Origin of the sequence: Curtobacterium sp. MCBD17_034, assembly GCF_003234515.1 — a bacterium.
Taxonomy (GTDB): domain Bacteria; phylum Actinomycetota; class Actinomycetes; order Actinomycetales; family Microbacteriaceae; genus Curtobacterium.
Genome location: NZ_QKTN01000004.1, coordinates 134,339 through 156,209, shown reverse-complemented (window position 1 = coordinate 156,209; position 21,871 = coordinate 134,339). Strand labels below are relative to the sequence as shown.

The following is a 21,871-nucleotide window of genomic DNA, read 5'->3' as shown; positions in this document are numbered from 1 at the left end:
GCGGCACACGTCCTGTGGACGGCCGCCGCCGGCGTCCTCAGCGACCGGCGAGGACGGCGTCGTAGACCCGACGGGTCTGGGTCGCGATGGCGGACCAGGTGAACTCGCCCTCGACACGCAGACGCCCGGCCCGACCCATGAGGGCGGCGAGCCCGGGGTCGGCGAGCACCTCGCGCAGCGTCGCGCCGAGGTCCGCCACGAAGCGGTCCGGGTCGACCGGCGTCCCGGACCCGTCCTGCACCTGCTCGATCGGCACGATGCGCCCGGTCAGTCCGTCGGCGACGACCTCGGGGATGCCGCCCGTGGCCGTGCCGACGACCGGCAGCCCGCACGCCATGGCCTCGAGGTTGACGATCCCGAGCGGCTCGTACACCGACGGACACACGAACACATTCGCCGCCGACAGCACCCGGACGATCTCGTCGTGGGAGAGCATCCGGTCGATCCACACCACGCCCGAGCGGCGGGTCCGGAGGTCCTCGACCAGGCCCGTCACCTCGGCGAGGATCTCCGGGGTGTCCGGCGCTCCGGCGCAGAGGACCACCTGGACGTCCGCCGGCAGCCCGTCGAGCGCACGGAGGAGGTACGGCAGACCCTTCTGGCGGGTGATGCGACCCACGAAGACGACGGTGGGCCGATCGGGGTCGATCCCGAGCGCGCGGACCGCTTCCGGGTCCACCACGCGCTGCCAGGCGTCGATGTCGATGCCGTTGTACACGACGTGCAACCGGTCCTCGGGGATCGACGGGTAGGAGCGGGCGATGTCGGCGCGCATGCCCTTCGACACCGCGATGACCGCGTCGGCGTTCGTGTACGCCTCGCGCTCGATCCAGCTCGACAGCCGGTACCCGCCGCCCAGCTGCTCGGCCTTCCAGGGGCGGAGCGGCTCGAGGCTGTGTGCCGTCACGACGTGGGGCAGGTCGTAGGTGAGCTGCGCGACGCGTCCTGCGGCGTTCGCGTACCAGGTGTGGGAGTGCACGAGGTCCGAGCCCTCGATGTCGGGCACCATCTGCAGGTCGGTGGCGAGCGTGGTCACGGCGCCGTTCGCGTGCTCGAACCCCGCGGGGGCCCGGTATGAGGTCACGCCGTCGGCGTCCCGATCGGCTCCGAACGCACGGACGCGCACGTCGGTGTCCGTCCCGGATCGGAGCGCCGCCGTCAGTTCCGCGACGTGGACGCCCGCACCTCCGTAGATCTCCGGGGGGAATTCCTTCGTCAGCAGATCGACTCGCACGTCCCCCAACGTAACGAATGGCCCGGTCGCACGCCTACTCTTGGGGCATGCCATCGAAGAAGATCTTCGGCATCGTCCTCGCAGGGGGCGAAGGGAAGCGGCTCATGCCGTTGACCGCCGACCGAGCCAAGCCCGCCGTCCCGTTCGGAGGCAACTTCCGTCTGATCGACTTCGCGTTGAGCAACCTGGTGAACTCCGGACTGCAGCGCATCGTGGTCCTGACCCAGTACAAGTCCCACAGCCTCGACCGCCACGTGTCCCAGACCTGGCGCATGGAGGGGCTGCTGGGCTCGTACGTGGCGTCGGTCCCGGCGCAGCAGCGACTCGGCAAGCGGTGGTTCGCCGGGTCCGCCGACGCGATCCTCCAGAGCCTCAACCTCCTCCGGGACGAACGGCCCGACATCGTCGTCGTGGTCGGTGCGGACCACGTGTACCGGATGGACTTCTCCCAGATGGTCGAGGCGCACATCGCGTCGGGCCGCAGCGCGACCGTCGCCGCGATCCGACAGCCCATCGCGCTCGCCGACCAGTTCGGCGTCATCCAGGTCGACGACGAGGACCCGACGAAGATCGGCGCGTTCCTGGAGAAGCCGAAGGACGCGGTGGGACTCCCCGACTCCCCCGGTGAGGTCCTCGCGTCGATGGGCAACTACGTCTTCGACGCGGACGCGCTCATCGACGCGGTCCTGCGCGACGGTCAGATCGAGTCCTCGAACCACGACATGGGCGGTGACATCGTGCCGGACTTCGTGACCCGGGGCGACGCCGGCGTCTACGACCTCAACCGCAACGACGTCCCGGGTGCCACCGAGCGCGACAAGTACTACTGGCGCGACGTGGGGACGATCGACTCGTTCTTCGAGGCGCACCAGGACCTCATCGCAGCGCTGCCGGTCTTCAACCTCTACAACGTCGACTGGCCGATCTTCAACCAGCAGATCAACTCGCCGCCCGCCAAGTTCGTCCGTGACGCCAAGGGCGTCAGCGGTACCGCGGTCGACTCGATCGTCTCGCTCGGGTGTCTGCTGTCCGGGGCACAGGTGGAGCGCAGCGTGATCGGGCCGTGGTGCACCATCGAGTCCGGCGCCCAGGTCGTCGACTCCGTGGTGTTCGACCGGGCGATGGTCGGCCCGGACGCGGTCGTGCGCCGCGCGATCCTCGACAAGGACGTCGTGATCGAGGCCGGCGCTCAGGTCGGGGTGGATCGCGGCGCGGATCTCGCCCGCGGGTTCACGGTCACGGACTCCGGAATCACCGTGGTCGGCAAGGGGGTGCGGGTCGAGGCCTGAGGCCGCGAGGCACGGTCCGCGTCATCCGCCGTATCGCGCCCGCGACCGCCACTAGCCTTGGCGCGTGCCGCGTTTCCTCGTCGTCCTCGATGCCGATTCCACACTGCTCGAGGACGAGGTGATCGAGCTGCTCGCCGACGCCGCAGGAGCGCGTGATCGGGTCGCCGCCGTCACCGAGCGGGCGATGCGCGGTGAGATCGACTTCGCCGACAGCCTCCGCGACCGCGTCGCGACACTCGCGGGGTTGCCCGTGAGCGTTCTGGAGGACGTCCGTCGCGCCGTCCGGGTCACGACCGGCGCCGTCGAACTGGTCGAGGGCGTCCACGCCGCCGGCGGCAGCGTCGGCGTCGTGTCCGGCGGCTTCCACGAGGTGCTGGGCCCGATCGCGGCGGCACTCGGGCTCGACCACTGTCGCGCCAACCGACTCGAGGCGTCCGGCGGCGTGCTCACCGGCCGGGTCCTCGGGGACGTGGTCGACGCGGCCGCGAAGGCCGACGCGCTCCGGGCCTGGGCGGCCGCGGACGGCGTGGACGCGCGGCGGCACACCGTAGCGGTCGGCGACGGCGCCAACGACCTGTCCATGATGCGCGAGGCCGCGCTCGCCGTCGCCTTCGTCGCGCGGCCGGGCGTCCGCGACGCCGCGGACGTCGTCGTCGACCGGCGGGACCTCACACCCGTGCTGGCGTGCCTCGGGGTGCCCGTCCGGGCCTCCTGACCGACCGGTACCGGCAGGAGCCGCGTCCGGGATGGGCTCAGTCGCCCATCCCGACGCCGCCGTCCACCGGGATGACCGCCCCGGAGATGTACCCCGCGTCGTCGCCGGCGAGGAACAGGGTGGTCGCGGCGATGTCGTGCACGCTCCCGTACCGACCGGCGGGGATCTGCTTCTTGTACTGCGCCTGGACATCCTCGGGCAGCGCCGCGGTCATCTCGGTCTCGATGAACCCGGGCGCGATGACGTTCGCCGTGAGGCCGCGGCCCCCGAGCTCACGCGTGAGCGACCGCGCGAACCCGATGAGCCCGGACTTCGACGACGCGTAGTTGACCTGTCCGGCGGAACCGAGCGTCCCGACGACGCTGGAGATCAGGATCACCCGGCCGAACCGGGCACGCAGCATGTTCTTGGAGGCGCGCTTCACGACGCGGAACGCTCCGGTCAGGTTCGTGTCCACGACCGAGGTGAAGTCCTCTTCGCTCATCCGGAGCAGCAGAGTGTCGTGCGTGATGCCGGCGTTCGACACGAGCACCTCGACCGGTCCGAGCGCTGCCTCGACGGCGGTGAACGCGGCGTCGACGCTCGCGGCGTCCGTGACGTCCGCGGCGACGGTGAGTGCGCCTTCGGGGCCGCCGTCGCCGCTGCGCGACGTCACCGCGACCCGGTGCCCGGCGGCGACGAACTCCTGGGCGATCGCGTGGCCGATCCCGCGGTTCCCCCCGGTGACGAGGACGGTACGGGGCGTGGTCATGAGTGCTCCTGGTGCTGAACGGGGGCGGTACGGGGCGCCCGTCGGATCACCGCGGTGCGCCGAACGGACCATGCGAGCCTACCGTCGGTGGTGAGGCTTAGGCTTGAGCCGGGGAAGCGGAGAGACCATCGCATGAAGACGAACAGCATCACCTCGCTGCCGGCATCGCCCGCCGATGACCGGCGCGGCCGCCTCAGGCGGTACGTGTTCACGATGTCCGTGCGCGTGGTGTGCTTCGTCGTGGCGGTCTGCCTCCACGACGTCTGGAGCATCCTCCCGCTCGTGCTCGCCGGCGTCATCCCGTGGGTGGCCGTGGTCGTCGCCAACGCGGGGAACCGCCGCGCCGACGACCTCGTCCGACCGGGCGGCGAACTCGTCCGCGTGCTGCCCGACGACGACCGCGAACGCACCGAGCAGGAGCGCGAGGAACGCTACCGCGAAGACCAGCGCGCCCGAGCCGCGTGGGCACACGCCGAGCAGGAGCGTGCGGAGCGCGAACGCGCCGCGGCGAGCGGCGGACGGAGCCGGCGCTGATGGCGACCTTCGACCTCCACACCGATCCAGGAGCGCCGGTGTGCTCGCGGGCCGGATGCTCGAACAGGGCGTCCTGGCGGGTCAACTGGCGCAACCCGAGGATCCATGCGGTCGACCGCGTCAAGATCTGGGCGGCGTGTGACGACCACTGCGCCTTCCTCGCGGACTACCTGCGGTCCCGGGCCTTCCCGGTGACCGTGACCGGCATCGACGAGGACGTCGAGCGGCTCGAGGACGTCGCGGACTCCCTGACCTCCGGAGGTGCCGAGGGCGGCTCCCTCGGATGACGCTGCACGACCCCCGGACGGACCACGACCGCACCGACGACGAGCCGACGGCCGGCCCCCGGGACTTCGACCCGACGGCCCGCTACGGGCGCCGGGGCGCGGAGCGCCTCCGCCGCGCCGAACGCGAGGCCCACGCGGCCCGGCTCGGCACCGCCGACGAGCACGAGACCGACCGGGACCCGGACGAACCCTTCGTCGGTTGGGGCTTCGTGATCGGCCGCCGTTGGGTCGGGTACTTCGCGATCGCGGTCGGCTTCGCGATCCTCTGCGCGTTCTTCGGCATGTGGCAGTGGGACCGCCGCAACGAGGCGGTCCGCGAGAACGACCAGATCGCCGAGAACTACGACCACACCCCCGTGCCCGTCGACCGCGCACTCCCGACACGGTCCGCGTTCGACGACGACCAGACGTGGCTCCAGGTCCGCGTGACCGGGCACTACGACGTGGCGGAGCAGCTCCTCGTGCGCAACCGCGTCCACAACGGTCAGCCCGGGTTCGAGGTCCTGACGCCGCTGGTGACGTCGTCGGGGCGCGCGTTCATCGTCGACCGCGGATGGGTCCCGACGGGCAACGACCACGACTACCCCGACTCCGTGCCCACACCGCCGAGGGGCACCGTCGACGTCGTGGTGCGCCTCCAGCAGACCGAGCCGCACATCCCCGGTCGGACCGACCCGGCCCACACCGACGAGATCCAGTCGGTCACCCTGTCGGACGTCGCGGGCCGCGTCGCCCAGCCGATCTGGACCGGCGCGTACGGTCAGCTCAAGAGCGAGGACCCGGCGCCCGCACAGGCCCGGCCCCTTGGTTGGGATCGCCCTTCGGCCGACACCGGCCTCCACCTGTCGTACTTCATCCAGTGGTTCATGTTCGCCGCCGGCGGCTTCGGGTTCCTCGCCTACCTGATGGTCCAGGAGTACCGGAACCTCAACCAGGACGACCCGGAGGAACGCGAGCGCGCGCTCGAACGCAAGCGGCGGCGTGAAGCCCGTCCGAAGACGGACGCGGAGATCGAGGACGGCCTCCTCGACGACGTCCGGGTCGGCTGAGCCGGACAGCCCCCGGACGACGAGCGTCGGCGGCCCCGGTCAGGCGAGTTCGATGAGCTCCGCGTAGTCCTTGTTCCAGTGGTCCTCGACGCCGTCGGGCAGCAACAGCACCCGCTCCGGACTGAGGGCCTCGACCGCACCCGCGTCGTGGCTCACGAGCACGACGGCGCCCTCGTACCCCGCCAGTGCGCCGAGGATCTCCTCGCGCGATGCCGGGTCCAGGTTGTTCGTCGGCTCGTCGAGCAGGAGCACGTTCGCCCCGGACACGACGATCATCGCCAGCGACAGACGGGTCTTCTCGCCGCCCGAGAGCACGCCCGCCGGCTTGTAGCCGTCGTCCCCGGTGAACAGGAACGAACCGAGCACGCGTCGGGCCTCGGTCTCGGTGAGCGCCGGGGACGCCGAGACCATGTTCTCGATCACGGTCCGGTTGACGTCGATGTTCTCGTGCTCCTGCGCGTAGTAGCCGATGCGGAGGCCGTGGCCTGGCTGGACCTCGCCCGTGTCCGGGCGGTCGGCGCCCGCGAGGATGCGGAGCAGGGTGGTCTTGCCGGCACCGTTGAGGCCGAGGATGACGACCCGCGATCCCCGGTCGATCGCGAGGTCGACCCCGGCGAAGATCTCGAGCGACCCGTACGACTTCGAGAGGCCTTCGGCCATCAGCGGCGTGCGCCCGCAGGCGACCGGCGTGGGGAACCGCAGCTTCGCCACGCGGTCCTGCTCGCGGACGTCCTCGAGCCCGGCCAGGAGCTTCTCGGCGCGCGCCACCATCTGATGGGCGGCCGCCGCCTTCGTCGCCTTGGCGCCGAACCGGGCGGCCTGCTTCTGCAGCTCCCCCGCTTTCTTCTCGGCGTTGGCGCGTTCCTTGCGGCGCCGTTCCTCGTCCGCGACGCGCTGGCGCTGGTAGTGCTTCCAGCCCATGTTGTAGATGTCGATGACCTGGCGGTTCGCGTCGAGGTAGAAGACGCGGTTCACGACCTCGTCCACCAGTTCGACGTCGTGCGAGATGACGATCACACCGCCCGCGTACGTCTTGAGGTACTCCCGCAGCCAGACGACCGAGTCCGCGTCGAGGTGGTTCGTCGGCTCGTCGAGGATCATCGTGTCGGCCTCGGAGAACAGGATCCGCGCCAGTTCGATGCGCCGCCGCTGCCCGCCGGACAGCGTCTTCAGCTGCTGGTCGAGGATCCGGTCCGGCAGCGCCAGGTTCGACGCGATCGACGCCGCCTCCGCTTCGGCCGCGTACCCACCGAGCGCGGTGAAGCGGTCGTCGAGTCGCGCGTACTTGGCCATCGCCTTCTCGGCGACGGCCGGGTCGCTGCTCCCCATGTCGAGCGAGGCGGCGCGCAGTCCCTCGACGATCTCGCCGAGTCCACGGGCGTCGAGGATCCGCTTGCGCGCCGTGTCCTCGGGGTTGCCGGACCGCGGGTCCTGCGGCAGGTACCCGATCTCGCCGGAGCGGGTGATCTCGCCGCCGGTCGGCATGGTCTCACCCGCCAGCGCCTTCGTCATCGTGGTCTTGCCGGCACCGTTCCGCCCGACCAACCCGATCTTGTCGCCCTTGTCGACGCGGAAGGTCACGCCCTCCATCAGGAGGCGCGCTCCGACGCGGATCTCGAGATCGTGCACGGCAAGCACAGCGGACGTCCAATCGGTTGGTGGGGTGGTCACAACGGTGTGCAGGCGGGGGTGGCCCGTAGGATCGAGGGGAACCCGGCTCCGGCGCCGCGCTCCCGACACAGGAGCGGACCATCGACGAGAACGCCCGCAGGCCATGGCGGATTCCGAGCGGCGCCCGCGACCACCGACCCATTCTAGGAGACTCCATGACCAACGCCGTTCCCGGTCGCGTCCACGCGGGCGCCAGCCGACCCGTGCTCGCGGACCGTATCCGCTCCCGCGGCCTCGCGACCGACGCGGCACTCGTCGCGGGCGGCGCGCTGTTCACCGCGGCCATGGCGCAGGTCGAGGTTCCGATGTGGCCGGTGCCCATCACCGGGCAGACGCTCGCCGTGGTGCTCGTCGGTGCGACCCTCGGCGCCCGCCGCGGTGCGATCTCGATGCTGCTCTACATGGTGGCCGGGCTCGCCGGAGCGCCGTTCTTCGCCGACATGACCGGTGGCCTGCACGCGCTCGCGGTGCCGAGCTTCGGGTACGTCATCGGCTTCGTCCCCAGCGCTGCCGCGATCGGGTGGCTCGCGCGCCGGAACTGGGACCGTCGCTTCGTCCGCGGCGTGATCGCCTTCACGCTCGCGAGCGCCATCCCCTTCGTGACCGGTCTGCCGTACCTGGCGGTGGTCCTCGGCCAGCTGGATGCGCCGCACGACCTCGCTACCGTGTTCCGCCTCGGACTCGCCCCGTTCGTCGTCGGTGGCATCGCCAAGGCGGTCATCGCCGCCGGCGTCCTCCCCCTGGCGTGGCGCGCCATCGGCCGCCGCTCCCGCTGATCGGCCCGACACGGACGGACGGGAGGCCCGGTACCAGCTGGTACCGGGCCTCCCGTCCGTTCGTATGTCGGCTGGCGTCAGATGGCGAAGCCGAGCGCCCGCATCATCTCGCGACCGTCGTCGGTGATGCGCTCCGGCCCCCACGGCGGCATCCAGACCCAGTTGATGCGGAAGGCGTCGACGATGCCGTCGAGCGCGTTCGCGGTGTCGTTCTCGATGACGTCGGTGAGCGGGCACCCGGCGCTCGTGAGCGTCATGCTGATGATGAGGGCGTTCGCGTCGTCGTCCCACGCGAGGTCGTAGACCAGACCGAGGTCGACGACGTTGACGCCGAGCTCCGGGTCCGAGACCTCCTTGAGCGCCTCGGCGACCTCGTCGAACTTCTGTGGTGACAGTGTGGTGATCATCAGGCCCTCGCGGCGGCGGCGACGTAGCGGTCGTAGCCCTCGTTCTCGAGGCGCTCAGCGAGCTCCGGCCCGCCCTGTTCCGCCACCCTGCCCGCGACGAACACGTGCACGAAGTCGGGCTTGATGTACCGGAGGATGCGCGTGTAGTGCGTGATGAGCAAGACGCCCATGTCGGTCGCGGCCTTTGCGCGGTTGACGCCCTCCGAGACGATCTTCAGCGCGTCGACGTCGAGGCCGGAGTCCGTCTCGTCGAGCACGGCGAACTTCGGCTTGAGGAGCTCGAGCTGCATGATCTCGTGGCGCTTCTTCTCCCCGCCCGAGAAGCCCTCGTTCACGTTGCGCTCGGCGAAGGCGCTGTCCATCTTGAGGTCCGCCATGGAGCGACGGAGGTCGGACACCCAGCCGCGGAGCGCCGGAGCCTCACCGTCGATCGCCGTCTTCGCGGTGCGCAGGAAGTTCGACACCGTGACACCGGGGATCTCGACGGGGTACTGCATGGCGAGGAACAGACCGGCGCGGGCGCGCTCGTCCACGCTCATCTCGAGGACCTCCTGCCCGTCGAGGAGGATCGACCCTCCGTCGACGTTGTAGCGGGGGTGACCGGCGATCGTGTAGGCGAGCGTCGACTTGCCGGATCCGTTCGGACCCATGATCGCGTGGATCTCGCCCTCGTTGATGGTGAGGTCGACGCCCTTGAGGATCTCCTTCTTGCCCTGATCGGTGTCGATCGAGACCTGGAGACCGCGGATTTCGAGAGTGGACATGCGTGTTCCTTCGGTGGTCAGTTGTCGGCGCGGACGTCGGACGTGTCGACGTACACGTCGCCGTCGATGATCGAGACCCGGTAGACGGGCACCGGTTCGTACGCCGGGAAGTTGAGGGGCTTGCCGCTGGTGAGCTCGAACTTCGAGCCATGGGCCCAGCACTCGAGCGCGCCGTCCTCGACGAAGCCCTCGGACAGCGAGATGTCGCCGTGCGTGCAGGTGTCACCGATGGCGTGCACGGTGCCCGCCGAGTCCTTGACCACGGCGACGGGAGCGCCGTCGACGACGACCCGCATCGGGCTGTCGACCGCGATCTCCGACTCGGAGCAGACCTTCGTGGCCATCAGGCGAGGTCCCCGTGCTCCGTGCGGCCGCCAGCGAGCTCCTGCTCGATGGCGCGGACGAGGCGTTCCTCCAGGTCGGGGTCCCCGATCTTCTGCACGACGTCGACGAGGAACCCGAGCACGACGAGGCGGCGGGCCTCGTCCTCGGTGATCCCGCGGGACTGCAGGTAGAACAGGTGCTCGTCGTCGAAGCGTCCCGTGGCGCTCGCGTGCCCGGCGCCCTGGATGTCGCCGGTCTCGATCTCGAGGTTCGGGATGCTGTCGGCCCGCGTGCCCTCGGAGAGCACGAGGTTGCGGTTCTGCTCGTAGCTGTCGGTACCCGCGGCGGGACGCCCGATGAGCACGTCGCCGATCCAGACGGTGTGCGCGCCCTCGCCCTGCAACGCGCCCTTGTAGTTGACGCGGCTCCGGGTGTTCGGGGCGTCGTGGTTCACGTACACCTGCTGCTCGATGTACTGCCCGGCGTCGGCGAAGTAGACGCCGTACATCTCGGTGTCGCCGCCCTGCGCACCGAGGCGCGTCGACGGGTTGATCCGGACCACGTCCCCGCCGAGCGAGACGACCACGTGCTTGAGGAAGGCGTCGCGCCCGACCTGGGCGAAGTGGGTCCCGACGTGGACGGCGTCGTCGTCCCAGTCCTGCACGGCGACGACGGTGAGCCGCGCGCCGTCCTCGACCACGATCTCGACGTTCTCGCTGAGGAGCGCCGATCCCGTGCTGTTCACGATGACGATGCCCGTGCTGTTCGCCTCGGCGGTGATCACCGTGTGGGCCGCGCGGGGCTCCGGGCCCATCGCCAACCGCGTGATCGTGACGTGCCCCGGCTCGTCGCCGCGCACCGTGATCGCGAGCACAGCGTCGCGTGCACTCCACGCCGCCGCGGACGCCCGGTCCTCCGGGAGACCCGCGCTGCCGACCCGCTCGTCGTCGCTCCGGACCCAGTCGATGTGTGTCCCGCCCGACTCGCGGGCGAGGAAGGGGTACGCCGCACCGTCGAGATCACCGTCGAGGAGGGGCCGGATCTTCGCGAGGGGTGCGAACTTCCAGTTGACCTCGCGACCGGTGACCGCCGGGAACGCGTCGACGTCTGCCGACGCGAACCGCTCGGACCGCGTCTGCACCGGGACGCGCGTGTCCCACCCGCCGTCGGAGTGGGCTCGCGCTCCGTGTTGTTCGGTCCCGCCCGCAGGCTCGACCGGCTGGTCGATGCGCGGCTGCACGTCGGTCTGGGGCTGGGGGCTGGTGGCGGACATCTAGCCGACGGATCCTTCCATGCTCATCTCGATGAGCTTGTTGAGTTCGAGCGCGTACTCCATCGGGAGCTCCCGGGCGATCGGTTCGATGAAGCCACGGACGATCATCGCCATCGCCTCGTCCTCGGGCAGGCCCCGCGACATGAGGTAGAACAGCTGCTCCTCGCTGACGCGCGACACCGTGGCCTCGTGACCGAGCTGGACGTCGTCCACCCGGATGTCGATCGCCGGGTACGTGTCCGACCGCGACACCGTGTCCACGAGCAGCGCGTCGCAGCGGACCGTGTTGGCGGCGTGATGGGCGTCCGGATCGACCCGGACCTCACCGCGGTATCCCGCGCGGCCCCCACCGCGGGCGATCGACTTCGAGACGATCGACGACGTGGTGTACGGCGCCATGTGGATCATCTTCGCGCCGGCGTCCTGGTGCTGACCCGGACCCGCGAACGCGACCGAGAGGGTCTCGCCCTTGGCGTGTTCACCGGCCAGGTAGATCGACGGGTACTTCATCGTGACCTTCGAGCCGATGTTCCCGTCGATCCACTCCATCGTCGCGCCCTCGTGGGCGATCGCACGCTTCGTGACGAGGTTGTAGACGTTGCTCGACCAGTTCTGGATCGTCGTGTACCGCACGCGCGCGTTCTTCTTGACGATGATCTCGACGACCGCCGAGTGCAGCGAGTCCGACTTGTAGATCGGGGCCGTGCAGCCCTCGATGTAGTGCACGTACGAGTCCTCGTCCGCGATGATCAGGGTTCGCTCGAACTGGCCCATGTTCTCGGTGTTGATCCGGAAGTACGCCTGCAGCGGGATCTCGACGTGGACGCCCTTCGGGACGTAGACGAACGAACCCCCCGACCAGACGGCCGTGTTCAGCGCCGCGAACTTGTTGTCGCCGGCCGGGATCACGGTGCCGAAGTACTCCTCGAAGAACTCGGGGTGTTCGCGGAGCGCCGTGTCCGTGTCCATGAAGATCACGCCCTGGGCCTCGAGGTCCTCGCGGATCTGGTGGTAGACGACCTCGGACTCGTACTGGGCCGCGACGCCCGCCACGAGGCGCTGCCGCTCGGCCTCGGGGATGCCCAGGCGCTCGTACGTGTTGCGGATGTCCTCGGGGAGGTCCTCCCACGACTGCGCCTGCTTCTCGGTCGAGCGCACGAAGTACTTGATGTTGTCGAAGTCGATCCCGGTGAGGTCCGCGCCCCACGTCGGCATCGGCTTGCGGCCGAAGAGCTGCAGGCCCTTGAGCCGGTTCTTGAGCATCCACTCGGGCTCGGACTTGAGCCGGGAGATGTCGGTGACCACCTCTTCGGAGAGACCGCGGCGGGCGGAGGCGCCAGCGGCGTCGGGGTCGGCCCAGCCGAACTCGTACTGGCCGAGCCCTTCGAGCTCGGGACGGTCGATGAGCACGTCGGACATGGTCTCCCTCTATCTCTCTTCGGGCCGTTCGGTCCGTTGGACGACAACGCCGGGGTCTCCGGCACCATTCCTCGGACGCCGTCCGCGGTACCGGCCGTCTGACGATGGTCGCACCGGCTCCGGCCATCAGCGACGATGTGCGGCGGTTTCGAAGCCCGGAGTCAACTTCCAGCGCTCCGCTGAATACACTTGACTGCTCCGTCCCCGTCCGCCGGCCCCTGCGGGCCGACCCGCGGGGCCGTCGTGCCGAACCCGCTGAGTCTACAGGTTCGACCCCCGGAACAACAGGAAGGCACCCACTCCGTGACACGCGTCGGGACCCCGATCGACCGATCCACGCCGACCCGGTGGTGGGGGCTCCCCCGCACGGTCGACGCACGGGTCGTCGTCCTGGCCTGGGCGTCGTTCGTGATCGAGGTCGTGCTCATCGGCACGGGCGGGCTCGTCCGCCTCACCGCGTCCGGACTCGGCTGCCCGACGTGGCCCGAGTGCACGAGCGGCTCCTTCGTCACGACACCCGAGATGGGCCTCCACGGGGTCATCGAGTTCGGCAACCGGCTCCTGACGTTCGTGCTCGTCGTGATCGCGATCGCCATGTTCCTCGCAGTCGTGCGACTCCGACGCACGCGGCCCGAGCTCTTCTGGCTCGCGTTCGCCCAGGGCGCGAGCATCCCCCTCCAGGCCGTGGTCGGCGGCATCAGCGTGCTGACGAACCTCAACCCGTACGTCGTCGGTCTGCACTTCGTCATCTCGACCGCGCTCGTGTCCATCACGGCCCGCCTCGTCTACCGCTCCCTCAACGGTCCGCGGCGCCCCGGCCCACTCGTCCCCCGCTGGTACCGGACGGTCGTGAAGGCCCTCATGGGCGCCGTCGCGGTGACGGTCCTGCTCGGGATCCTCACGACGGGATCGGGGCCGCACGCCGGCGCGGGCGAGTCGGTGCAGGGCGGCAAGCTCGTCCGGACGGGCTTCGACCCGGCGGTCATCGAGGACCTCCACGCGGTCCCCGCCTTCGCGGTCTTCGCGTTGACGCTGGTCCTGCTCGTCGCCGCGGTGCGACTCCGCATCTCGAGCCGCTGGGTGCTGCTCCTGCTCGTCGTCGAGTTCGTGCAGATCGCCGTCGGCATCACGCAGGCCCGCAGCGCGCTCCCCGTCGGTCTCGTCGGGACCCACATGGTCCTGGCCGGGTTGCTCGTCGGTGCCACCACCGCGGTGTCGCTGTCCTCGCGCCCGAGCGCTGGCCGGGACGCCGTCCGGTCCTGAGCGGGGGCACCGGCTGCGCTGCGCCCCGGCCCGGAGGCCCGCTGGCAGCTGAGCGGTGCCAGCGGACGACCCGCCTCCCGGCCGCCACGCCGGACTGGAGGCGCACTGCCAGCCGGTCCCGCGCCTCCCGTCGGCTGCGCCACGCGCGGCGGGACGGGGGCTGCCAGCCGGTGGCGGTCCTCCCGGATGCACCGGCGGCGTCGGGCGCGACCGCGCCCCGCGTCGCCCGGACCGCTACCGCGTCAGGGCGTTCTGCATCCCGACCGCTACCGCGTCAGGGCGTTCTGCAGGAGCGGATCGATGCCCACCGCCAGGAACAGGAGCGTCAGGTAGATGATCGAACTCCGGAACACGCGCATCGGGTGCACCTGCTCGACGTGCTGGATCGCCCGGCCGTACAGCTGGTGGGACTCGACGACGAACCACGCGCCGGCCGCGAGGGCGACGACCGTGTACAGGACGCCCATGTGCGCCACGGGCACGAGCATCACCGAACAGACGACGGTCGCCCAGGCGTAGAGCACGACCTGCAGCCCGACGACCGTGCGCCCGCGGACGACCGCGAGCATCGGCACGCGCGCCGCGGCGTAGTCGTCGCGGTACTTCATCGAGAGCGGCCAGTAGTGCGGCGGCGTCCAGAGGAAGATGACGCCGAACAGGATGACCGGTGCCCAGCTGAGCGAGTCCGTCACCGCTGCCCAGCCGATGAGCACCGGCATGCAGCCCGCGACGCCGCCCCAGACGATGTTCTGCGGCGTCCGACGCTTGAGCCAGAGCGTGTAGAACACGACGTACAGCAGGATCGCCCCGACGCTGAGCGCCGCCGCGAGCCAGTTCACCAGGAGCCCGAGCTCGAGCGTCGACGCGATCGAGAGCGCCCACGAGAAGACGAGGGCCTCGCGGTCCGAGACCGCACCGGTGACGAGCGGACGGTCGCTCGTGCGCTTCATGACCCTGTCGATGTCGCGGTCGATGTAGCAGTTGAACGCCGAGGCGCCGCCGGCGGACATCGCGCCCCCGATGAGCGTCCACAGGACCAGCCAGAGGTCCGGCACACCGCGAGCCGCCAGGAACATCGTCGGCGCGGTGGTGACGAGCAACAGCTCCATCACGCGCGGCTTGGTCAGGGCGACGTAGGCGCGCAGTTTGCGGACGAGTGTCGGTTGGACGATCTCGGGCCGGGTCACGACGGCTGTCGGCATGGAACCTCTGTCTCGGGGAGTGGGCACCCGCGTCGGAGACCGGGCCGCCTCCCACTTTACGTGATGGTCCCCGCGGGCACGCTCGCGATGGTCCCCGCGGGCACGCTCGCGTTGCACCGGCTCCGCCGACGGCTGAACGCCGACTGAGTGCGTCTTCACTATGCTGGGAGACGCCTGCCCGCAGTGTGCCCGACGTCGTGCGCACCAGCGCACTCAGGGCCGCCGGACCACCCGACGACCACGGGACCCGGGTGGGCGTCATGTCCGTGCGGGAGCACGAGCCCTCGCACATGTCGCATCAAGAAGGGTCAATCCACCAGTGGCTGAATTCACATGGGATTCCATCGACAAGAAGGCCGTCGACACGGCCCGCGTGCTCGCCGCCGACGCCGTCGAGAAGGCGGGCAACGGCCACCCCGGCACCGCGATGAGCCTCGCCCCGCTCGCCTACCTGCTCTTCCAGAAGGTGATGCGGCGCGACCCGAGTGACAGCACCTGGATCGGCCGCGACCGCTTCATCCTGTCGGCCGGACACGCCTCGATCCTCCAGTACGTGCAGTTCTACCTCGGTGGGTACGGCCTCGAGCTCGAGGACCTCGAGCACCTCCGCAAGTGGGGCTCGAAGACCCCGGGTCACCCGGAGTACGGCCACACCGACGGCGTCGAGATCACCACCGGTCCCCTCGGCCAGGGTCTCGCCTCGGCGGTCGGCTTCGCCTACGCGCAGCGCTTCGAGCGGGGCCTGTTCGACCCCGACACCGCGCCCGGTCAGAGCCCGTTCGACCACTTCACCTACGTCATCAGCGGTGACGGCGACAACCAGGAGGGCGTGACGAACGAGGCCGCCTCGCTCGCCGGCCACCAGGAGCTCGGCAACCTCATCGTCTTCTACGACTCCAACCAGATCTCGATCGAGGACGACACCGACATCGCCTTCACGGAGGACGTCGCGGCACGGTACGAGGCGCTCGGTTGGCACGTGCAGCACGTCGACTGGAAGAAGACCGGCGAGTACTCCGAGGACGTCGAGGCGCTGTACGCCGCCGTCGAGGCCGCCAAGGCCGAGACCGTCAAGCCGTCGCTCATCGTCCTCAAGACGATCATCGGATGGCCCTCGCCGAAGAAGCAGAACACGGGCAAGATCCACGGTTCGGCCCTCGGCGCGGACGAGCTCGCGGGCCTCAAGGAGGTCCTCGGATTCGATCCGGAGAAGACGTTCGACGTCGCTCCCGAGGTGCTCGAGCACACCCGCGGCGCGGTCGAGCGTGGCCAGGCCGAGCACGCCGAGTGGCAGCAGGCGTTCGACGCCTGGGCCGCGGCGAACGCCGAGAAGAAGGCGCTGTTCGACCGGGTCCAGGCGCAGGAGCTGCCCGAGGGCCTCGAGCAGGCGCTCCCGGTGTTCGAGCCGGGCAAGGACGTCTCGACGCGTGCGGCCTCCGGCAAGGTGATCAACGCGATCGCCCCGCTCATGCCCGAGTTCTGGGGTGGCTCGGCCGACCTCGCCGAGTCGAACAACACCACGATCGAGGAAGCCAAGTCGTTCGTCCCGACGAAGTTCTCGACCAAGATGTGGAAGGGCGACCCGTACGGTCGTGTCCTGCACTTCGGCATCCGCGAGCACGCCATGGGCTCGATCCTCTCCGGCATCGTGCTGCACGGGAACACCCGCCCCTTCGGCGGCACCTTCCTCATCTTCAGCGACTACATGCGCCCGGCGGTCCGCCTCGCAGCCCTCATGAAGGCGCCGGCCATCTACGTGTGGACGCACGACTCCGTGGCCCTCGGTGAGGACGGCCCGACCCACCAGCCGATCGAGCAGCTCACCGCGCTCCGCGCGATCCCGGGGCTCGACGTCGTGCGACCGGCCGACGCCAACGAGGTCGCGTACGCCTGGCTCGCGATGCTGTCGCGTCGCGAGGGCCCGGCCGGCATCGCGCTGAGCCGACAGAACCTCCCGGTCTTCGAGCGCGGTGACGGCGACGCCACCGGCGACACCTTCGCCTCGGCGAAGAACGTCGCCAAGGGCGCGTACGTGCTCGCCGAGGCGCCGAACGGGACGCCGGACGTGATCCTCATCGCGACCGGTTCCGAGGTCCAGATCGCGGTCGCGGCTCGCGAGCAGCTCAAGACCGAGGGCGTGAACGCGCGCGTCGTGTCCGCCCCGAGCCTCGAGTGGTTCATGGCCCAGCCGGAGGAGTACCGCGAGAGCGTGCTCCCGTCGGCGATCACCGCGCGCGTCTCGGTCGAGGCGGGCATCGCGATGAGCTGGCGCGACATCGTCGGCGACAAGGGCCGCAGCGTGTCGATCGAGCACTTCGGCGCCTCGGCGGACTACCAGACGCTCTACAAGGAGTTCGGTCTCACGGCAGAGGCCGTGGTCGCCGCCGCGAAGGAGACCATCGCGGCGTCCTGAGCCAGGAGGGCCGGGTCCGGTTCACCGGACCCGGCCCCTTCCTCGTCGGACGACGACACCACCAGACCGGACCCGCCCGGGCAGCTCGCCAGGGAACGGGTCGATGACGAAAGAGATGAAGCGAGAAATGACTGACACCACCCCCACCGCCGCGCTCTCCGCTGCGGGCGTGAGCATCTGGCTCGACGACCTGTCGCGCGAGCTGCTCCAGACCGGACGACTCGACAAGCTCATCGCCGACCGGAACGTCGTCGGTGTGACGACGAACCCGACGATCTTCGCGTCGGCCCTCGCCAAGGGCGAGCGGTACGACGACCAGGTCAAGGAGCTCGCCGCGGCGGGCACCTCGGTCGTCGACGCGATCTTCGAGATCACGACGCGCGACGTCGCCGACGCCAGCGACAAGTTCCGGTCGATCTACGAGTCGTCGAACGGCTTCGACGGCCGCGTGTCCATCGAGGTCGAGCCCGGTTACGCGCACGACGCGGCCGAGACCATCAAGGAGGCGAAGTTCCTGCACGAGAAGGTCGGCAAGGAGAACGTCCTCATCAAGATCCCGGCGACGATCGAGGGCCTCGAGGCCATCACCGAGGTCATCGGTGCCGGTATCAGCGTCAACGTGACCCTCATCTTCAGCCTCGAGCGCTACCGCGCCGTCATCGACGCCTACCTCGGTGGGCTCGAGAAGGCGAAGGCCGCCGGCCACGACCTCTCGAAGATCCACTCGGTGGCGTCCTTCTTCGTGTCGCGCGTCGACACCGAGATCGACAAGCGCCTCGACGCGATCGGCTCGGACGAGGCGAAGGCGCTCAAGAGCAAGGCCGGCATCGCCAACGCGCAGCTCGCGTACCAGGTGTTCGAGCAGGCGTTCGCTTCCGAGCGCGCCAAGGGCCTGCTCGAGGCCGGCGCGAACCCGCAGCGTCCGCTCTGGGCCTCGACCGGTGTCAAGGACCCGTCGCTCCCCGACACGCTCTACGTCGTCGAGCTCGTCGCACCCCAGACCGTCAACACGATGCCGGGCAAGACCCTCGAGGCCACGTTCGACCACGCCGAGGTCCGCGGTGACACCATCACGGGCTCCTACGACGCGGCCAACCAGGTGATGGACCAGCTCGCGGCGGTCGGCATCGACTACGACGACGTCGTGGCGCTCCTCGAGAAGGAGGGCGTGGACAAGTTCGACGTCTCCTGGGGCGAGCTCGTCGACACCGTGAAGACCGCCCTCGAAGGGGCGAAGTGACGGTTTCCATCGCCGCTTCGGGCGACGCAGCGACTGCGATCGAGACCGTGGTGTCCCGAGTCGTCACCGATCAGGTGGCCTCGGGCATCACGGTCGAGGTCGGACCGCTGTGGGGCCCGGAGGCCGAGTCCGAGGCGTCACGGCGCCGCGGCTGGGTCGAGGCGGTCTCGGCGTCGCGCCCGCTCGTGGAGCAGGTCGCGGCACTGAGGTCGGAACTGCAGGACGAGGGCGTCGACCACGTCGTCCTCGAGGGCATGAGCGCTTCGTCGCTCGCGCCCGAGATCATCGAACGGACGAACGACATCGAGCTCGTCGTCCTCGACGCCGCCGATCCCGCACCGGGGCGATCGGCTGTCGGCGCGGCGCTCGAGCACGGATCGCGGCCCGAGCGGACCCCACGAGGGGCTGTCGACCGCGTCTCCACCGCCGACCCCGAGGTGGGCGGGCAGTACGAGGTGGGCGGGCAGTACTCGAGTGCCGTGCTCGCGGGCACCGATCCCCTCCGGGACGCGACCGAGATCGTCCCGGACGGCACCCGGAGCCGGAAGCCCCGGACTTCGTGGAACTGGGCGTCGCGATCCCGGACCGTCCGTCCACCTTCGGTCAGCTCGTCCAGGTCCAGGCAGCCCGTGACGCGAGCGTGCTCGCGGCACGGGGTCGCCCGGTCCTGACGCTGACCGTCTCCGACGTCGAGGTCGTGGCATCCATCATCGCCGCGGCCCTGCGTCCCCAGAACATCGAAGGAGCTCACCGACACATGTCACCGGTGGCCATCACTCCGGAGCACAATCCGCTCCGACTGCCGTCCGACCGACGCCTGAACCGGATCGCGGGCCCCAGCGCCCTCATCATCTTCGGAGTCACGGGGGACCTCTCCCGCAAGAAGCTGATGCCCGCGGTCTACGACCTCGCGAACCGCGGGCTGCTCCCGCCCGGCTTCGCGTTGGTCGGGTTCGCCCGGCGCGACTGGGAGGACCAGGACTTCTCGCAGGTCGTCCACGACGCCGTGCGGGACTACTCGCGGACGCCGTTCGACGAGGCCGTCTGGCACCAGCTCGCGCAGGGCATCCGGTTCGTCCAGGGGTCGTTCGACGACCCGGAGGCGTTCCGACAGCTCAAGGAGACCGTCGACGAACTCGACGCCGAGCGCGGGACCATGGGTAACCACGCGTTCTACCTGTCGATCCCGCCCAAGGCGTTCCCGGTGGTCACCGAGCAGCTCAAGCGCTCCGGCCTCACCGAGAAGCCCGACGAGGCCTGGAGCCGGGTGGTCATCGAGAAGCCGTTCGGCTCGGACCTCACGACGGCGCGGGAACTCAACGCGATCGTCGAGACCGTGTTCGCGCCGGACGACGTCTTCCGGATCGACCACTACCTCGGCAAGGAGACCGTCCAGAACATCCTGACGCTCCGCTTCGCCAACCAGATGTACGAGCCGCTGTGGAACGCGAACTACGTGGACCACGTCCAGATCACCATGGCCGAGGACATCGGCGTGGCGGGTCGGGCTGCGTACTACGACGGCATCGGTGCGGCGCGCGACGTCATCCAGAACCACCTGCTGCAGCTCCTCGCGCTCACGGCGATGGAGGAGCCGGTCTCGTTCAAGGCGGGGGATCTCCGCGCCGAGAAGGAGAAGGTCCTGTCCGCGGTACGGCTGCCGGCCGACCTCGCGACGGCGACCTCGCGCGGCCAGTACGCCGGCGGGTGGCAGGGTGGCGAGAAGGTGCTCGGGTTCCTCGAGGAGGCCGGGATGAACCCGGATTCCACCACCGAGACCTTCGCGGCGATCAAGCTCGGCATCGCGACGCGCCGGTGGGCCGGAGTCCCGTTCTACCTGCGGGCCGGCAAGCGCCTCGGCCGACGCGTGACCGAGATCGCGATCGTGTTCAAGCGGGTACCGGAGGAGATCTTCGGCATCGGTGAGCGCTCGCCCCTCGGCCAGAACGCACTGGTCATCCGTGTGCAGCCCGACGAGGGCGTGACGCTGCGGTTCGGTTCGAAGGTCCCGGGCGTCGGCACGCACGTGCGCGACGTGACCATGGACTTCGGCTACGGGCACGCGTTCACCGAGGCGAGCCCCGAGGCGTACGAGCGGCTCATCCTCGACGTGCTCCTCGGCGACCCGCCGCTGTTCCCCCGTCACCAGGAGGTCGAGCTCTCCTGGAAGATCCTCGACCCGATCGAGGAGTTCTGGGCGACCCAGGGTCAGCCCGAGCAGTACCGTCCCGGCACGTGGGGTCCGGCGTCCGCCGATGCCCTGCTCGCCCGCGACGGCCGGAGTTGGAGGCGTCCATGAAGATCGATCTGCCGAACACCACGGTCTCGAAGATCCAGAAGTCCCTCATCCGCATCCGTGAGGAGGGCGGCGCGGTCGCACTCGGACGGGTGCTCACGCTCATCGTCGCGACCTCGCTCGGTCACGAGGAAGAAGCGATCGAGGCGGCCAACGAGGCCTCTCGCGAGCACCCGATGCGAGTGGTGATCGTGTCCCGGAACGAGGGCGACCGGAAGTCCCCGGGGCGCCTCGACGCGCAGATCCGAGTCGGGAGCGACGCCGGTGCGAGCGAGGTCATCGTCCTCCGGGCCTACGGCGAGACGGCGTCGGACGAGGAAGGCCTCGTCACGGGGCTCCTGCTGCCCGACGCGCCGGTCGTCGCCTGGTGGCCGGAGCGCGCTCCGGAGACCCCGGCGGACTCCGCACTCGGCCGGATCGCCCAGCGCCGGATCACCGACGCCGCCAACCAGCCGGACCCGCGGGTCGCGATCGAGGCGCTCGGAGCCTCGTACACGCCCGGTGACACCGACTTCGCGTGGACACGGTTGACCCTCTGGCGGAACCAGCTGGCTGCCGTGCTCGACCAGCCACCCTACGAGCCGGTGACCGCTGTGGAGGTCTCGGGCGCCAGCGACTCACCCTCCACCCACCTGCTCGCCGGATGGCTGCAGCTGCAGCTCCAGGTCCCCGTCACCCAGGTGACCTCGCCGCGGGCGACGGGTTCGAGCGGGATCCACGGCGTGACGTTGACGCGCGAGTCGGGGGACATCGTCCTCGAGCGGTCACTCGTCGACGTCGCGACGCTGTCGCAGCCGGGACAGCCGGTCCACGACCTGTCGCTGCCGCGCCGGAGTCTCCGGGACTGTCTCGCGGAGGAACTCCGTAGACTCGACCCCGACGTGCTCTTCGGAGACGTCGTCAAGCACGGAGTCCGCCAGCTCGGCGACACCGTCGCCGGCTGATCGACCGCGTCAGTCGCAAT

At 70.0% G+C, this 21,871-nt stretch carries 21 protein-coding genes; 12 read left to right on the top strand and 9 right to left on the bottom strand.

Translation table 11 applies throughout. From position 1 onward, the window contains the following. Window positions 1-37 precede the first annotated feature (37 nt). Window positions 38-1,234: a glycogen synthase gene (gene glgA, locus DEI92_RS09385; protein WP_111013291.1), complete on the bottom strand. Its 1,197-nt coding sequence runs from the start codon at window positions 1,232-1,234 to the stop codon at window positions 38-40. A 47-nt stretch (window positions 1,235-1,281) separates the two neighbouring features. Between glgA and DEI92_RS09380 the strand changes: the two genes are divergently transcribed. Then, on the top strand, window positions 1,282-2,523 hold the full coding sequence (locus DEI92_RS09380; protein ID WP_111013290.1) for a glucose-1-phosphate adenylyltransferase: 1,242 nt from the start codon (window positions 1,282-1,284) through the stop codon (window positions 2,521-2,523). A gap of 64 nt (window positions 2,524-2,587) precedes the next feature. Next, window positions 2,588-3,238 (top strand): phosphoserine phosphatase SerB, encoded by a 651-nt coding sequence (gene serB / locus DEI92_RS09375; RefSeq protein ID WP_111013289.1) that lies wholly within the window; start codon window positions 2,588-2,590, stop codon window positions 3,236-3,238. A gap of 37 nt (window positions 3,239-3,275) precedes the next feature. Here the strand turns inward: serB and fabG are convergent, their stop codons facing one another. After that, complete coding sequence (fabG, locus tag DEI92_RS09370; RefSeq protein WP_111013288.1) at window positions 3,276-3,989, bottom strand: 3-oxoacyl-ACP reductase FabG; 714 nt, start codon at window positions 3,987-3,989, stop codon at window positions 3,276-3,278. 132 nt (window positions 3,990-4,121) lie between these two features. Between fabG and DEI92_RS09365 the strand changes: the two genes are divergently transcribed. From DEI92_RS09365 to DEI92_RS09355, 3 genes are read left to right on the top strand one after another with little or no spacing between them, the layout of a single operon-like run. Further along, on the top strand, window positions 4,122-4,523 hold the full coding sequence (locus DEI92_RS09365; protein ID WP_111013287.1) for a DUF3099 domain-containing protein: 402 nt from the start codon (window positions 4,122-4,124) through the stop codon (window positions 4,521-4,523). Beyond that, on the top strand, window positions 4,523-4,810 hold the full coding sequence (locus tag DEI92_RS09360) for a hypothetical protein (RefSeq protein ID WP_111013286.1): 288 nt from the start codon (window positions 4,523-4,525) through the stop codon (window positions 4,808-4,810). Before DEI92_RS09365 ends, DEI92_RS09360 begins: the two co-directional genes overlap by 1 nt. Further along, window positions 4,807-5,859, top strand: coding sequence for an SURF1 family protein (locus tag DEI92_RS09355; RefSeq protein WP_111013285.1), 1,053 nt, complete (start codon window positions 4,807-4,809; stop codon window positions 5,857-5,859). Before DEI92_RS09360 ends, DEI92_RS09355 begins: the two co-directional genes overlap by 4 nt. Window positions 5,860-5,898: 39 nt before the next feature. Here the strand turns inward: DEI92_RS09355 and DEI92_RS09350 are convergent, their stop codons facing one another. Continuing rightward, window positions 5,899-7,497: an ABC-F family ATP-binding cassette domain-containing protein gene (locus DEI92_RS09350; RefSeq protein ID WP_111013284.1), complete on the bottom strand. Its 1,599-nt coding sequence runs from the start codon at window positions 7,495-7,497 to the stop codon at window positions 5,899-5,901. Between the two features lie 188 nt (window positions 7,498-7,685). Here DEI92_RS09350 and DEI92_RS09345 point away from each other — a divergent pair, with 188 nt between their 5' ends. After that, window positions 7,686-8,306, top strand: coding sequence for a biotin transporter BioY (locus tag DEI92_RS09345; protein WP_111013283.1), 621 nt, complete (start codon window positions 7,686-7,688; stop codon window positions 8,304-8,306). 77 nt (window positions 8,307-8,383) lie between these two features. On the opposite strand, the gene DEI92_RS09340 is transcribed toward DEI92_RS09345, so the two are convergent. From DEI92_RS09340 to sufB, 5 genes are read right to left on the bottom strand one after another with little or no spacing between them, the layout of a single operon-like run. Further along, on the bottom strand, window positions 8,384-8,713 hold the full coding sequence (locus tag DEI92_RS09340) for a metal-sulfur cluster assembly factor (RefSeq protein WP_111009105.1): 330 nt from the start codon (window positions 8,711-8,713) through the stop codon (window positions 8,384-8,386). Then, complete coding sequence (sufC, locus tag DEI92_RS09335) at window positions 8,713-9,477, bottom strand: Fe-S cluster assembly ATPase SufC (RefSeq protein WP_111009106.1); 765 nt, start codon at window positions 9,475-9,477, stop codon at window positions 8,713-8,715. Before sufC ends, DEI92_RS09340 begins: the two co-directional genes overlap by 1 nt. Window positions 9,478-9,494: 17 nt before the next feature. Then, window positions 9,495-9,821, bottom strand: coding sequence for a non-heme iron oxygenase ferredoxin subunit (locus DEI92_RS09330; RefSeq protein WP_111009107.1), 327 nt, complete (start codon window positions 9,819-9,821; stop codon window positions 9,495-9,497). Further along, window positions 9,821-11,074 carry a Fe-S cluster assembly protein SufD gene (gene sufD, locus DEI92_RS09325; protein ID WP_111013282.1) on the bottom strand — a complete coding sequence of 418 codons (1,254 nt, stop codon included), beginning with the start codon at window positions 11,072-11,074 and terminating at the stop codon, window positions 9,821-9,823. The genes DEI92_RS09330 and sufD overlap by 1 nt, the downstream gene beginning before the upstream one ends. Continuing rightward, complete coding sequence (gene sufB, locus DEI92_RS09320; protein WP_111009109.1) at window positions 11,075-12,493, bottom strand: Fe-S cluster assembly protein SufB; 1,419 nt, start codon at window positions 12,491-12,493, stop codon at window positions 11,075-11,077. It lies immediately after the preceding gene. 303 nt (window positions 12,494-12,796) lie between these two features. Between sufB and DEI92_RS09315 the strand changes: the two genes are divergently transcribed. Then, window positions 12,797-13,756, top strand: a complete 960-nt coding sequence (locus tag DEI92_RS09315; RefSeq protein WP_111013281.1) for a heme A synthase — start codon at window positions 12,797-12,799, stop codon at window positions 13,754-13,756. 266 nt (window positions 13,757-14,022) lie between these two features. Here DEI92_RS09315 and DEI92_RS09310 read toward each other — a convergent pair whose 3' ends face one another. Next, window positions 14,023-14,958 (bottom strand): heme o synthase, encoded by a 936-nt coding sequence (locus DEI92_RS09310; RefSeq protein ID WP_111009111.1) that lies wholly within the window; start codon window positions 14,956-14,958, stop codon window positions 14,023-14,025. Between the two features lie 319 nt (window positions 14,959-15,277). Here DEI92_RS09310 and tkt point away from each other — a divergent pair, with 319 nt between their 5' ends. From tkt to DEI92_RS09285, 5 genes are all read left to right on the top strand, one after another. Then, complete coding sequence (tkt, locus tag DEI92_RS09305) at window positions 15,278-17,371, top strand: transketolase (protein ID WP_111013280.1); 2,094 nt, start codon at window positions 15,278-15,280, stop codon at window positions 17,369-17,371. 127 nt (window positions 17,372-17,498) lie between these two features. Next, window positions 17,499-18,611 carry a transaldolase gene (gene tal, locus DEI92_RS09300; protein WP_111009113.1) on the top strand — a complete coding sequence of 371 codons (1,113 nt, stop codon included), beginning with the start codon at window positions 17,499-17,501 and terminating at the stop codon, window positions 18,609-18,611. Further along, complete coding sequence (locus tag DEI92_RS09295; RefSeq protein ID WP_111013279.1) at window positions 18,608-19,282, top strand: hypothetical protein; 675 nt, start codon at window positions 18,608-18,610, stop codon at window positions 19,280-19,282. Before tal ends, DEI92_RS09295 begins: the two co-directional genes overlap by 4 nt. A gap of 86 nt (window positions 19,283-19,368) precedes the next feature. Next, window positions 19,369-20,910: a glucose-6-phosphate dehydrogenase gene (zwf, locus tag DEI92_RS09290; protein WP_111013393.1), complete on the top strand. Its 1,542-nt coding sequence runs from the start codon at window positions 19,369-19,371 to the stop codon at window positions 20,908-20,910. Next, the gene (locus tag DEI92_RS09285) at window positions 20,907-21,851 is read left to right on the top strand and encodes a glucose-6-phosphate dehydrogenase assembly protein OpcA (protein ID WP_111009115.1); all 945 of its coding nucleotides are present in this window, start codon (window positions 20,907-20,909) and stop codon (window positions 21,849-21,851) included. Before zwf ends, DEI92_RS09285 begins: the two co-directional genes overlap by 4 nt. The last annotated feature ends 20 nt before the right edge of the window (window positions 21,852-21,871 follow it).